We start from the raw sequence: 14,470 nt of genomic DNA, 5'->3' as shown, positions 1-14,470 counted from the left end.
ATCGGTAGAAAATACAGATTTTGTCCTATCAAAAAAAGAAAAAGAAGGCGATTTATGAGAAAATGGAGAAGAAAAAAGAGAAGAAAGAGTGCTAATAATCAAGCGATAAAGAACAATACACAAAAGAAGGCCATGCCCGAAGACGGGAGTTTAAACTTCCCATCCGTCGGCATGGCCCTGTCCATATTCAGGTTCAGGTATTCCACTTAATCATGGTGATGCTCACTCTCTACACCGCCTGTCGTACTTAATACGATATTACGTGCTACGTAAGTTTCATTACCAGACCGGTCCAAACAGTATACCATCAGATGATAATTTCCCGGAGTGGCATCTGCCGGTATCTTAATGTCATGGTTATGTACACGCGCCTGTTTTTGGCCTGCCTTATCCGTATATGTTCTCTCAAAAGCAAAAGGTTTGGTTGTTCCTCCTTCTGAAGCTCTGGTATGCGAATGGCCGTCAAAATTATTATGAATATTAATCTTATAGGAAGCAATTGCTTCGTTATCAGCTATATCCATCTCAAAATGCACTCCGTTAGCATCTCCGATCTTCAACACTGCACCTTCTTCAGGTTCCAACAGATTAATAACGGGCTTTACCGTATCGCCTTCGTCATCTTTTGAACAGGACACAAACAAGAAAGAAAAAGCCATCAGGCCGATTATTGATAAATAAATTCTGGTTTTCATTTTAATAAACTTTTAAATGGTACTTTAATTAAAATCTGAAAGTTACGTCCCGGTTCCGGGATTTCAACTTTCCGGTAAAAACTAAGGTGATTAAGATATCTGGTATCGGATAAATTCCGACCCGATAAAGTAATTTCGGCTAATACACCTCCCATACGGAGATTGGCGGATATCCCGGCATTCAGTAACTGCGCTCCGGGAGTAGGATCCTCATTCCGTGCTACCCGGTGTTGTGCGGCAATGTGCTGTACCTCACCATAAATACTGAAGTTTTTATACCTCCACGTCAGCGTATTGCGAAGGGAAGCCGGAGGGGAAAAACTCAGAGGAATATGTTCGTCACAATTATAAGTATAGACATATTCTCCACTGACACGATAGTTGAAATGACGTAAAAAGTCAATTCCCACTGTCGCCTCACCACCCGCAAACAACGCTTCCGCACCGGTATAACGGTAAATCTGTCCGGCATGGGGCAACACCGACCATTCTCCGGTAGGCCGAAGAAAGATGTAATTGCTGAACCAACTGATAAATGGCGAAAAATTGACCGATAACGGACCATTCTCATAGGTATACGAGACATCCAGTTGCCAACCACGCTCGGACGAAAGAGCCGCATCTCCCTGTTCATGACGGAAAGTGCCGTGATGAACACCGTTCGATGCCAGTTCATTGGCCCCCGGCAAGCGGAAACTATGCCCGATATTCACTTGAAGCATGTGTCCTCCGGAAGGGGTCCACACCACTCCCAGCGAACCGGAATAGTCACCAAAATGGCGATGGACAGCATAGCTACGCCACTCATATTTCCGGATAAAATCATCATCATATCCCTGCTCCCGCAGATAAACCGCAAGATAAGGATCAGTATAAGCAGATGCATCTATCTTTCCGTAATCATAGCGAAAGCCCCCACTGACTGACAAAGCAGGACCCGGACGGTAAGTTGTCATCCAGAAAGCCCCTGTGGTGAATCTCCGGTAAGCAGGCAAAAGAAATGAATATCCGGAAATGGTATTCCTCTGATACTGTATATCCCAACCTGCTATATGTTGCCACGAAGCAGCTCCAAACAACTTCAATTTAACAGCCGAACTATAAGTATTCAATATAAAAGCCAACTCTTTGTCAGGATCCTTCTCCGGAACAGGCTGAGTATCATAATGGGTATGAAACCGGCTCCATTCCTCACGATGATTCTTCTGATAGCCGATATCCCATATCAATGCCGATCGATCCCACAAGAAGCTCTGCTGGGCAGATACCTTCAGATGGTTCACCTGACTGTAAGGTAGTTCTATATTGCGGCTGTTCCCATCATCCTGCAAACGCGATATATCAGGAATACCGTGTGCTCCGGGAAAGAAACCGGTTTTCTGAAAAACATTACTTACTGAATAGGAAGACTTGTATCGTCCATACCTGAAACCGGCTGTCCAACTGACATCTCGCTCAAAACCTGCCGTATTTTTCAGTTTCCGGTGATAGACAGGCATCCGTTGGGTAAGATACACAATGGTATCTGCCGGAATACGATAATCGCCAAAATGCTGCTCCGAATATCTCGCCCAGGTATACCAGGCGTCTTTCTTTATTCCAAGCATCAGCGAGCCTCCCAACGTTCCGTTTACAGATTTTCCCAGCAAGTCCGCTTCACCAAACAACTGGTTACTGGTGGGTAATGGTAATGGAGCCAATTCAATAGCACCTCCCATAGCATCACTGCCATAGAGCAGTGAAGCAGGTCCTTTACGGATAGTCACCTGTCCTGCATTGAATGCATCCAGTTCCAGCCCATGATCGGCTCCCCACTGTTGTCCCTCTTGCTTGATTCCATTCTCTACAACCGAAATCCGGTTGAATCCCATTCCCCGGATCATCGGCTTAGAAAAGCCCGAACCGACATCCATCGAATGTATTCCCGGAATCGTTCCAAGAGTCTGTATCAAGTTGCCAGTGAAGTGTTCACGCAAAAACTCCTTCCCTACCACCTCCATATGCCATGTCGAATTCTTATTCTTCAGATGTCGGTAACTCTCCGTCACCACTACTTCGGATAAGGACACAGCTTTCAGTGAATCGGGCTCCTGGGCATGCAAGGTAGAAGTTAAACACAATCCACCCAGCATACCCGAAATAAATCCGATACGCATACTTAATCGTTTTAGTTAGATAAAACTGATAAACGGGCAAACAACAGATATCTGCCCGAGAAATTATACGATATGACGAAAATTGGAAGGAGGTCCGCGAAGATAATGCGGATAAAAAGCAGTAGCAAGCTTCTTATCCTGAAAAGTTCCGGTCTCCCATCTTATATAGAAAGGTATATAAGTCAAAAGAGCAGGAGACGTCTCGATGAATGGAGAAAGCATGAATTGGCAAATGGGACAGGTGTCACATGCGTGATGTGTTTTCCCGGGCTGCGTATTTGTGCAGGTTGCCGATGTTTCATCGCAATGATTATGAAAAACCTTCACGACGGACAAGGGCATGAATGTCATCAGCAACATCCATGCAAGCCAAATCCTATGTATAGTATTTCTCCTCATGCCCATTCATATTTAAACCGACGCAAAGATAGAAAACCTCTTGTCTCAAAAACACCCAAAAACTATCAAAATACACCTAAAAACTATCATTTGACAGTTTTCGCCCTGTTTTAAGCCTAAATTTCCCCCATCACAATTAAAAAAATGCCGTAAACTTGCATCATCGAAAAACAACGAATATTCACAATTTAAAAAGCAACGTTATGAAAAGTTTAAGCTTCAGAAAAGATTTAATTGGAGTTCAGGAAGAACTACTTCGCTTTGCATACAAACTAACAACCGACCGTGAAGAAGCAAACGATTTGTTGCAGGAAACCTCTCTTAAAGCGTTAGATAACGAAGATAAATATACTCCCGACACTAACTTTAAAGGATGGATGTACACTATCATGCGCAACATCTTCATTAACAACTACCGTAAAGTGGTACGCGATCAGACTTTTGTAGATCAGACCGATAACCTCTATCACCTGAGCCTTCCGCAAGAGTCCGGATTCGACAGCACCGAAAGCCGTTATGACTTGAAAGAAATGCACCGCATTGTCAATTCATTACCCAAAGAATATAAAGTACCTTTCTCCATGCATGTTTCCGGATTCAAATACCGAGAAATAGCCGAGAAACTGGACCTGCCGCTCGGAACAGTAAAAAGCCGCATCTTTTTCACTCGCCAGCGTCTACAGGAAGAACTGAAAGACTTTAGACAATAGGCCACATACATTGTCGATTTCAATAAATCATTTTAGTGCAGATTTTTAGTTGTGTATCAAGGAGCAGGAAGAGAGATTCTCTTTTTCTGCTCCTTTTCTTTCGCACCATTTGAAACATAAAACAAAGAAACGTCCCATATTTCCTTGCTGATATCCTCACTTTAGCATATCTTTGCTTAAAATTTATGATTAAAAACATCCGGATGTATTAATATAGAACATCCGGATGTTATTCTATAAAAGACCCGGATGTTTTATTCATAAACATCCGGATGTTTTTAATTATTAGATATAGATGTTATAGATTAACACAATAAGAGAAAGACAGAGAAAGTATACACATAAAAAAAACGAAGTACTAATGTCCATCAACTACGCAGTCACTAAGAAAGTAGACAAAAGTAAAGGTGTCGTCAAAGAACGATATTATGCCACAACACGAGCTTTACAGAAAAAGCCTGTAAACAGTGTACAGATTGCTAATCAGCTCGCAGAAAGAAGTTCTCTTCAAAACGGAGACGTACTCTCTGCACTTACTCAACTATCGGACATTATTGCCGCCCACTTGAAGGAAGGCCGCACCGTTTCTATCGATGGATTGGGCAATTTTTATCCCAGCATCACCAGTGAAGCGGTGGATAAACCGGAAGAATGTACCGCCAACAAAGTATGGGTATCCCGCATTTGCTTCAAAGCCGCCCCGACTTTCCTGAACAACGTGAGGAAAACCGATTTTGTCAGTCTGCAACTAAAATACGGACGGAAGCCCACAAAGCCACAAAACGGCTCCGGGAAGGATACAACCGACTCTATCCCCCACCAGCAAAGCATCTCCGAACATAATTCATTATCAGACGAATAAGCAATTAACAATCGGTTGAAAACTTCTCCGAAAGTTTTTGGTGGAAAATTGTGGGGAATTGTGGGGAAATACCTACTTTTACGGTCGCTTATTATAATAAGGTGAAATGATACGTTTTTTAGGCAATATTGAAGCTAAGGCGGACGCGAAAGGAAGAGTTTTTATCCCCGCCCAATTCAGACGGCAGCTACAAGCCGGTTCTGAAGACAAGCTCATCATGCGCAAAGACGTATTTCAAGACTGCTTGGTACTCTATCCGGAAGAAGTCTGGAATGAAGAGCTGAATGAACTCCGGCAACGACTAAATAAATGGAACGCTAACCACCAACTTATCTTCCGCCAATTCGTCAGTGATGTAGAAATTATCACGATAGACGGAAACGGGCGGATATTAATACCCAAACGCTATCTGCAAATAGCCGGTATACAAAGCGACGTGCGCTTTATCGGTGTAGACAGCAAGATAGAAATATGGGCTAAGGAACGTACGGAAATGCCCTTTATGCCCCCCGATGCATTTGGTGCAGCCCTGGAGGAAATTATGAAAGAAGAACGGTGAACAACGAACAAAGAGGTAAAATGAAAGAAGAAGAAACAACATATCATGTACCGGTACTGCTGAAGGAAAGCGTAGATGCCATGAACATTACCCCGGACGGGACGTATGTAGACGTTACTTTCGGCGGGGGAGGACATTCCCGCGAAATACTTTCGCGTCTTGGAAACGGCGGACGCCTGTTGGGTTTCGATCAGGACGAGGATGCCGAACGTAACATTGTAAACGACCCGCACTTCACTTTTGTACGGAGCAATTTCCGTTATTTGCATAATTTTCTGCGCTACCACGATATTGAAGGAGTAGATTCCATATTGGCTGATCTGGGAGTATCTTCACATCACTTCGATGACAGTGAACGGGGATTCTCTTTCCGCTTTGACGGAAAACTGGATATGCGCATGAATAAGCGTGCAGGCATCACAGCGGCCGATGTGGTAAATACATACGAAGAAGAACGCCTGGCAGATATTTTTTACCTATATGGTGAACTGAAAAACAGCCGCAAACTGGCTTCCGTCATAGTCAAAGCACGCAGCGGACAGAAAATAGAAACGATCGGTGAATTTCTTGAAGTAGTGAAACCGCTTTTCGGACGCGAACGCGAAAAGAAAGAATTGGCAAAGGTGTTTCAGGCACTCCGCATTGAAGTAAACCAGGAAATGGAAGCACTGAAGGAAATGCTGATGGCAGCAACAGAAGCATTGAAGCCAGGAGGACGGCTGGTGGTAATCACCTATCACTCTTTGGAAGATCGCATGGTGAAAAACATCATGAAAACCGGTAATGTAGAAGGTAAAACAACGCAGGACTTTTTCGGCAACCTGCAAACTCCCTTCCGCCTGGTAAACAACAAAGTAATTGTGCCCGATGAAGAAGAGATAGCACGCAATCCGCGTTCACGCAGTGCCAAACTGAGAATAGCCGAAAAGAAGTAAGAGAACAGAGTGAAATAAGAGAAGTGAAATGGAAGATAAAGAAGCAAAAAAGAAGAAAAGCAATTCCCTGAAAAGTATTCTGGGAGGTGATATTCTGGCAACGGATTTTTTTCGCCGCCAGACTAAATTGCTGGTACTGATTATGGTGCTTGTCATTTTCTACATTCATAATCGTTACGCAAGCCAGCAACAGCAAATCGAAATAGACAAGTTGAAAAAAGAGCTGATTGACATCAAATACGATGCACTGACCCGAAGTTCGGAACTGATGGAAAAAAGCCGCCAGTCACGAATAGAGGACTATATATCCACCAAAGAAAGTGATTTGCAGACATCGACCAATCCACCTTATTTAATCAGAACGAAATAAAAGATGGCTGTAAACAAGAAAAATATAATGACCCGTTACTTCTTCGTCATCCTGCTGATGGGATTGATTGGAGTAGCCATTGTTGTCAAAGCAGGCATCACGATGTTTGCCGAACGTCAATATTGGCAGGATGTGGCCGACCGTTTCGTCAAAGAGAATGTAACGGTAAAGCCCAACCGCGGAAACATCATCTCTTCCGACGGCAAACTAATGGCCAGTTCGCTGCCGGAATATCGCATTTATATGGATTTCAAAGCCGGTGGAGTAAAGAAGGACACCATGCTGATGAATCATCTGGACGAAATATGTGCAGGACTCCATAAGATATTCCCTGATAAAAGTGCTTCGGAATTTAAAGCGCACCTTAAAAAAGGACGGAAACAGGGAAGTCGCAACTATCTGATTTATCCAAAACGTATTTCATACATCCAATATAAAGAAGCCAAACGCCTGCCGGTATTCAACCTGAATAAATACAAAGGCGGTTTCCACGAGTTAGCTTATAACCAAAGAAAAAAACCTTTTGGTTCACTTGCAGCCCGCACACTGGGGGACTTATATGCTGACACCGCCCAAGGTGCCAAGAATGGCATAGAGTTAGCTTTTGACTCCATACTGAAGGGGCATGACGGGATTACCCACCGGCAAAAAGTGATGAATAAATACCTGAATATTGTAGATATTCCTCCGGTAGATGGTTGTGACCTTCTTTCTACGATTGATGTAGGCATGCAGGATATTTGTGAAAAGGCCCTGACCGATAAACTGAAAGAGCTGAATGCCAAAGTAGGAGTAGCCGTATTGATGGAAGTAGCGACCGGAGAGGTTAAAGCCATCGTAAACATGATGAAAGCCGGAGACGGCAACTATTATGAAATGAGAAACAATGCCATCAGTGATATGCTCGAGCCGGGTTCTACCTTTAAGACAGCTTCTATCATGGTGGCACTTGAAGACGGTAAAATCACACCAGAAGATGTAATAGACACAGGCAATGGTGTCAAGATGATGTACGGTCGTCCCATGAAAGATTGGAATTGGCGCAAAGGCGGATATGGTCCATTGACAGTTACACAAATACTGGAAGTATCTTCAAATGTGGGTACATCCAGCATTATTGATAAATATTATGGTAGTAACCCGCAAAAGTTTGTCGACGGACTGAAACGAATGAGTATCGATCAGCCTCTCCAATTGCAAATAGCCGGAGAAGGTAAGCCTAATATCAAAGGTCCGAAAGAGCGTTACTTTGCAAAAACTACTCTGCCGTGGATGAGCATCGGCTATGAGACCCAGGTACCACCGATGAATATCCTTACTTTCTACAATGCCATTGCCAATAACGGTGTTATGGTGCGTCCCAAATTTGTGAAAGCAGCCATAAAAAATGGTGAAATAGTGAAAGAATATCCGACAGAAATTATCAATCCGAGAATCTGTTCGGAACGGACCCTGAAACAAATACAGGAGATTCTTTATAAGGTTGTGCATGAAGGTCTGGCAGCCCCGGCAGGCTCCAAACAATTTGCCGTTTCGGGTAAGACGGGTACGGCGCAGATCTCACAAGGTGCTGCCGGATATACATCGGGAGGAGTGAACTATCTGGTCAGTTTCTGCGGATACTTTCCCTCAGAAGCTCCAAAGTATAGCTGTATCGTTTCCATACAAAAGCCAAATCCTCCTGCCTCCGGAGGCTTGATGGCCGGTAGCGTTTTCAGCAAAATTGCCGAAAGAGTGTATGCCAAAGACCTACGTTTGGACATTCGGAACGCAATCGATACCAATACGGTAGTGATTCCCGATGTTAAAGCAGGCGAAATGACAGAGGCCAGACAAGTATTGGAAGGATTGAATATTCAGACTCAGGCAGAGTTTAAAACTAAAAAGAATAAAGAAGTTTGGGGACATGCACAGGCAGCTCCCAAAGCAGTGATCCTGCAGGGAAAGGAACAATTACGGAACTTTGTACCCAGCGTTATCGGCATGGGAGCCAAAGATGCTGTTTACCTGCTGGAAAGCAAAGGATTGAAAGTGGCTCTGTCGGGAGTTGGCAAAGTGAGAAGCCAATCGTTGCCCCAGGGTACTACAATAAAGAAAGGACAAACCATCAGTATCCATCTGAATTGATTATTATAGATTAAGGTATGAAATTAAAAGAGATTCTAACATCTATCCATCCGGTAAAAATAACCGGAAATCAGGATATCGAAATAACCGGAGTTGACATCGACTCCAGACAGGTAGGGTCCGGCCATTTGTTTATGGCCATGCGCGGTACACAAACCGACGGACATGCCTATATCCCGGCAGCAATTGAGAAAGGGGCCATAGCCATTCTCTGCGAAGAGTTGCCAGCAGAACTAAACGAAGAAATTACCTACATTCAGGTAACCGACAGTGAAGATGCTGTTGGTAAAGTAGCTACGGCTTTCTATGGAGACCCGACTTCGAAAATGGAACTGGTGGGTGTCACCGGTACAAATGGAAAGACGACGATTGCCACCTTATTATATAATACATTCCGGTATTTCGGTTACAAAGTGGGGCTTATCTCTACGGTATGCAATTATATAGACGATGAAGCCATCCCTACCGAACACACCACTCCTGACCCGATTACGCTGAACCGTCTTTTGGGACGTATGGCAGACGAAGGCTGCAAATATGCTTTCATGGAAGTAAGTTCGCACTCCATCGCGCAAAAAAGAATCAGCGGACTGAAGTTCGCCGGCGGCATCTTTACGAACCTGACACGCGATCATCTGGACTACCATAAAACAGTAGAGAATTATCTGAAAGCAAAAAAGAAATTCTTCGATGAACTGCCTAAAAGTTCTTTCAGCCTCACCAATCTGGACGACAAAAACGGACTCGTGATGACGCAGAATACGAAGTCGAAAGTATACACGTATTCTCTCCGCAGCCTGAGTGACTTCAAAGGGAAAGTACTGGAGTCACATTTTGAGGGAATGCTTCTTGACTTCAACAACCATGAGCTCGCAGTACAGTTTATAGGAAGATTCAATGCTTCGAATTTATTGGCCGTATTCGGCGCCGCCGTTTTACTGGGTAAGAAGGAAGAGGAGGTATTGGTTGCACTTAGTACGTTGCATCCTGTTGCCGGACGTTTCGATGCCATACGCTCCCCGCAAGGATATACAGCGATCGTAGACTATGCACACACACCGGATGCTTTGGTCAACGTCTTGAACGCCATACATGGAGTGCTTGAAGGAAAGGGCAAAGTGATTACTGTAGTCGGTGCCGGTGGCAACCGGGATAAAGGCAAACGTCCCATCATGGCAAAAGAAGCAGCCAAGGGAAGCGACCGGGTTATCATCACCTCAGACAATCCACGCTTCGAAGAGCCACAGGACATCATCAACGACATGTTGGCCGGACTGGACAACGAAGACAAGAAAAAAACACTGAGCATTGCAGACCGTAAGGAAGCTATACGCACGGCTTGCATGCTTGCTGAAAAAGGAGATGTGATTCTGGTTGCCGGAAAAGGACACGAGAATTATCAGGAAATCAAAGGAGTGAAACATCACTTTGATGATAAAGAGGTTTTAAAAGAGATTTTTTCATTGACTATTTAACGGACAATGATTGAAGTAATTCCGATGCCAAATGCCTGATTCCTTCAATCGTAAACCATAAATCGTCTCATTGTAAATAAAGTTATGTTATACTACTTGTTTGAATGGCTACATAAACTCAACTTTCCGGGTGCCGGAATGTTTGGGTACACCTCGTTCCGGGCATTGATGGCTGTCATCCTGGCGCTACTCATTTCCAGTATCTGGGGAGACAAATTCATCAATCTGCTGAAACGGAAACAAATCACCGAAACGCAGCGTGACGCTAAGATCGATCCGTTTGGGGTTAATAAAGTAGGCGTACCCAGTATGGGAGGTGTGATCATTATTGTAGCAATTCTGATTCCCTGTTTATTACTGGGAAAACTGCATAACATCTATATGATATTGATGTTGATAACTACTGTATGGCTGGGATCTTTGGGGTTTGCGGACGACTATATCAAGATATTCAAGAAAGATAAAGAAGGCCTCCATGGCAAATTCAAAATCATCGGACAAGTGGGACTCGGGCTGATTGTCGGACTGACTCTATATCTGAGCCCTAATGTAGTAATCCGCGAGAATATAGAGATTCAGAAATCAGAAAACGAAATCGAAGTGATACATGGCACCCACGACCTGAAATCAACCCAGACCACGATTCCATTTTTCAAAAGCAACAACCTGGACTATGCAGACCTTGTGGGCTTCATGGGAGAACATGCCCAAACGGCCGGATGGATTTTGTTTGTCATTATCACTATCTTCGTTGTAACAGCCGTATCCAACGGCGCCAATCTGAATGATGGTATGGATGGTATGGCAGCAGGCAATTCAGCCATCATCGGACTGACACTGGGTATACTGGCCTATGTATCGAGCCATATTGAATTCGCCGGTTACCTGAATATCATGTATATTCCGGGAAGTGAAGAATTGGTAATTTTTATATGTGCCTTTATCGGCGCATTAATCGGTTTCTTATGGTACAATGCTTATCCGGCACAGGTATTCATGGGTGATACAGGCAGCCTGACCATTGGAGGAATCATCGCAGTATTTGCTATTATTATCCACAAAGAATTGCTGATTCCGATTCTCTGTGGTATATTCCTGGTTGAGAACCTGTCAGTACTCCTGCAACGCTTCTATTATAAAGCAGGCAAAAGAAAAGGGGTAAAACAACGTCTTTTCAAACGGGCACCGATACATGACCATTTCCGTACTTCGATGAGCCTGGTGGAACCGGGATGCAGTGTGAAATTTACAAAACCGGATCAACTGTTTCACGAATCCAAGATTACAGTCCGCTTCTGGATTGTAACCATCGTGTTGGCAGCCATTACGATTATAACACTAAAGATAAGATAACCCAAAGTGACAGGTAACAGGCTACAAGCTACAAGTGCCTGCTGCCGATCACTGAGTATGAACCTCAAACTTGTAGCATAGAGACAAAGGATTTACCGACCGTACACAAAACTCCGGTTGATAAACCATAACTAAAAATCATGAAAAGAATTGTAGTATTAGGAGCCGGTGAAAGCGGTGCGGGAGCAGCCGTTCTGGCAAAAGTAAAAGGATTCGATACTTTTGTATCGGATATGTCTGCCATCAAGGATAAGTATAAAACTCTCCTTGACAGCCATGGCATTGCCTGGGAGGAAGGCCGGCACACAGAAGAACGGATTCTGAATGCAGATGAAGTGGTGAAGAGCCCCGGAATTCCTAATGACGCCCCCCTAATTCTGAAATTGAAAGAGCAGGGTACGCCTATTATCTCTGAAATAGAATTTGCCGGCAGATACACTGATGCAAAGATGATCTGTATCACCGGTTCGAACGGAAAAACAACTACGACCTCACTTATCTATCACATCTTTAAAAGTGCCGGATTAAATGTGGGACTTGCCGGCAACATTGGTAAGAGCCTGGCATTACAAGTAGCGGAAGAGGAGCATGACTATTATGTAATTGAACTGAGTTCATTCCAGCTGGATAATATGTATAAGTTCCGTGCAGATATCGCCGTGCTGATGAATATCACACCAGACCATCTGGACCGATACGATCACTGCATGCAGAACTATATCAACGCAAAATTCCGTATTACACAGAACCAGACATCAGAAGACGCTTTTATCTTCTGGAATGATGACCCTATCATCAAACGTGAACTGGATAAACACGGCATCTGTGCCCACCTGTATCCATTCTCGGCAATTAAAGAAGAAGGGTCTATCGCTTATGTAGAAGACCATGAAGTAGTGATTACCGCACCAATTGCCTTCAACATGGAGCAGGAACAATTGGCTTTGACGGGACAACATAACCTTTATAACTCTTTAGCTGCCGGGATTTCTGCAAATCTGGCCGGCATTACCAAAGAGAATATACGAAGAGCGCTCAGCGATTTTCAAGGGGTAGAGCACCGTTTGGAAAAAGTAGCACGTGTACGGGGGATTGATTTTATCAACGACTCCAAAGCAACCAACGTCAACTCTTGCTGGTACGCTCTGCAAAGTATGACCACCAAAACAGTGTTGATCCTCGGGGGTAAAGATAAAGGGAATGATTATACGGAAATAGAGGAGCTGGTTCGGGAAAAATGCTCGGCATTGGTTTACCTTGGATTGCACAACGAAAAACTCCATGAGTTCTTCGATCGCCTGGGACTTCCCGTAGCAGAAGTACAAACCGGTATGAAGGATGCTGTAGAAGCAGCCTACAAACTGGCAAAAAAAGGTGAAACGGTATTGTTAAGCCCGTGCTGTGCTTCATTCGACCTTTTTAAGAGTTATGAGGACCGTGGTGACCAATTTAAGAAGTATGTAAGAGAATTATGAAATAAGAGTCTCTGAGCTTTAAAAAGGCAGGACTCCTAAGAGCTAAAAACTAAAAGCCGTGGATTTATTAAAGAACATATTCAAAGGTGATAAGGTAATCTGGATCATTTTCCTTTGCCTCTGCCTCATCTCTATTATAGAGGTGTTTAGTGCTGCCAGTACACTGACTTATAAAAGTGGTGATCACTGGGGACCCATCACACAGCATTCCATCATCCTGATGATCGGCGCAATCGTGGTGGTTTTGATGCACAACATCCCTTATAAATGGTTTCAGGTGTTCCCGGTCTTCCTGTACCCCATTTCGGTAGTGCTGTTAGCTTTCGTCACATTGATGGGAGTCATCACAGGCGACCGTGTAAATGGGGCTGCCCGCTGGATGAGTTTTATGGGATTACAGTTTCAACCTTCGGAACTGGCCAAGATGGCAGTAATCATTGCGGTTTCCTTTATTCTTTCCAAAAAACAGGATGATGAAGGAGCCAATCCAAAAGCCTTTAAATATATAATGATACTGACCGGACTGGTGTGCATGCTCATTGCTCCGGAAAATCTTTCGACAGCTATGCTGCTGTTCGGGGTCGTAGTATTGATGATGTTCATCGGGCGTGTCGCCTTCAAAAAGTTAGCTATGTTATTGGGCGGACTGGCACTGGCTGGGTGTCTGGGAGTAATCTTCCTGCTGGCCATACCTAAAGACACCGACATTCCGTTCCTCCACCGCTTTGATACCTGGAAAAGCCGTATCACCAACTTCACTGAGAAAGAGGAAGTACCGGCTGCAAAGTTCGATATTGACAAAGATGCCCAGATAGCCCATGCACGTATAGCCATTGCTACCAGTAACGTGATAGGTAAAGCTCCGGGAAACTCAATTCAACGCGATTTCCTGAGTCAGGCATTCTCCGATTTCATTTTTGCCATTATCATTGAAGAGTTGGGGCTGGTAGGAGGAGCCTTTGTGGTTATTCTCTACATCTGGCTGTTGGTTCGAACAGGCCGAATCGCCCAGAAATGTGAACGTACATTTCCGGCATTCCTTGTCATGGGAATCGCCTTGATGCTGGTATCACAAGCCATATTGAACATGATGGTAGCTGTCGGTTTGTTTCCTGTCACAGGACAGCCCTTACCACTAATCAGTAAAGGAGGTACAAGTACCCTGATCAACTGCGCCTATATCGGAATGATATTGAGTGTCAGCCGTTATACCGCTTATCTGGAAGAGAAAAAAGATAATCCCGCTCCCCTCCTTACCGGAGAAGAAGGGAGTGAAACCGTTGCAAGCGAAGCCCAAACAGCAGCTGAGCCTACAGCGGAAGTCTTAAACAGTGATGCTAAATTTGAAGAGTGA

12 protein-coding genes are annotated in these 14,470 nt (G+C 44.1%); 10 read left to right on the top strand and 2 right to left on the bottom strand.

What is annotated here, in order from left to right; translation table 11 throughout:
* Nucleotides 1–206 precede the first annotated feature (206 nt).
* Together G7Y45_RS04610 and G7Y45_RS04605 are read right to left on the bottom strand one after the other, a co-directional pair.
* Nucleotides 207–695 carry a DUF4625 domain-containing protein gene (locus tag G7Y45_RS04610; protein ID WP_005812125.1) on the bottom strand — a complete coding sequence of 163 codons (489 nt, stop codon included), beginning with the start codon at nt 693–695 and terminating at the stop codon, nt 207–209.
* Nucleotides 692–2,851, bottom strand: coding sequence for a TonB-dependent receptor (locus G7Y45_RS04605; RefSeq protein ID WP_165014943.1), 2,160 nt, complete (start codon nt 2,849–2,851; stop codon nt 692–694). Before G7Y45_RS04605 ends, G7Y45_RS04610 begins: the two co-directional genes overlap by 4 nt.
* Nucleotides 2,852–3,453: 602 nt before the next feature.
* Between G7Y45_RS04605 and G7Y45_RS04600 the strand changes: the two genes are divergently transcribed.
* The 10 genes from G7Y45_RS04600 to G7Y45_RS04555 all read left to right on the top strand — a co-directional run bounded on the left by G7Y45_RS04600 (nt 3,454) and on the right by G7Y45_RS04555 (nt 14,470).
* Nucleotides 3,454–3,960: an RNA polymerase sigma factor gene (locus tag G7Y45_RS04600; protein ID WP_005779258.1), complete on the top strand. Its 507-nt coding sequence runs from the start codon at nt 3,454–3,456 to the stop codon at nt 3,958–3,960.
* 361 nt (nt 3,961–4,321) lie between these two features.
* Nucleotides 4,322–4,822 (top strand): HU family DNA-binding protein, encoded by a 501-nt coding sequence (locus G7Y45_RS04595; RefSeq protein WP_005812140.1) that lies wholly within the window; start codon nt 4,322–4,324, stop codon nt 4,820–4,822.
* Between the two features lie 106 nt (nt 4,823–4,928).
* The gene (mraZ, locus tag G7Y45_RS04590) at nt 4,929–5,381 is read left to right on the top strand and encodes a division/cell wall cluster transcriptional repressor MraZ (protein WP_005812142.1); all 453 of its coding nucleotides are present in this window, start codon (nt 4,929–4,931) and stop codon (nt 5,379–5,381) included.
* 20 nt (nt 5,382–5,401) lie between these two features.
* Complete coding sequence (gene rsmH, locus G7Y45_RS04585) at nt 5,402–6,316, top strand: 16S rRNA (cytosine(1402)-N(4))-methyltransferase RsmH (RefSeq protein WP_005812144.1); 915 nt, start codon at nt 5,402–5,404, stop codon at nt 6,314–6,316.
* Nucleotides 6,317–6,344: 28 nt separating this feature from the next.
* Nucleotides 6,345–6,686 carry an FtsL-like putative cell division protein gene (locus G7Y45_RS04580; RefSeq protein ID WP_005779267.1) on the top strand — a complete coding sequence of 114 codons (342 nt, stop codon included), beginning with the start codon at nt 6,345–6,347 and terminating at the stop codon, nt 6,684–6,686.
* Nucleotides 6,687–6,713: 27 nt separating this feature from the next.
* Nucleotides 6,714–8,813 (top strand): penicillin-binding protein, encoded by a 2,100-nt coding sequence (locus tag G7Y45_RS04575; protein WP_032531123.1) that lies wholly within the window; start codon nt 6,714–6,716, stop codon nt 8,811–8,813.
* A gap of 17 nt (nt 8,814–8,830) precedes the next feature.
* On the top strand, nt 8,831–10,288 hold the full coding sequence (locus tag G7Y45_RS04570) for a UDP-N-acetylmuramoyl-L-alanyl-D-glutamate--2,6-diaminopimelate ligase (protein WP_022012504.1): 1,458 nt from the start codon (nt 8,831–8,833) through the stop codon (nt 10,286–10,288).
* Nucleotides 10,289–10,372: 84 nt separating this feature from the next.
* Nucleotides 10,373–11,641: a phospho-N-acetylmuramoyl-pentapeptide-transferase gene (gene mraY, locus G7Y45_RS04565; protein WP_005779275.1), complete on the top strand. Its 1,269-nt coding sequence runs from the start codon at nt 10,373–10,375 to the stop codon at nt 11,639–11,641.
* A 140-nt stretch (nt 11,642–11,781) separates the two neighbouring features.
* On the top strand, nt 11,782–13,116 hold the full coding sequence (gene murD / locus G7Y45_RS04560) for a UDP-N-acetylmuramoyl-L-alanine--D-glutamate ligase (RefSeq protein ID WP_005812148.1): 1,335 nt from the start codon (nt 11,782–11,784) through the stop codon (nt 13,114–13,116).
* Nucleotides 13,117–13,174: 58 nt separating this feature from the next.
* Nucleotides 13,175–14,470: an FtsW/RodA/SpoVE family cell cycle protein gene (locus tag G7Y45_RS04555; protein ID WP_005779278.1), complete on the top strand. Its 1,296-nt coding sequence runs from the start codon at nt 13,175–13,177 to the stop codon at nt 14,468–14,470.

It is taken from the genome of Bacteroides sp. ZJ-18 (assembly GCF_011038705.2).
Classification (GTDB): domain Bacteria; phylum Bacteroidota; class Bacteroidia; order Bacteroidales; family Bacteroidaceae; genus Bacteroides; species Bacteroides hominis.
Note: the sequence above shows the minus strand (reverse complement) of the source record. Positions and strands in the feature narration are given on the sequence as shown.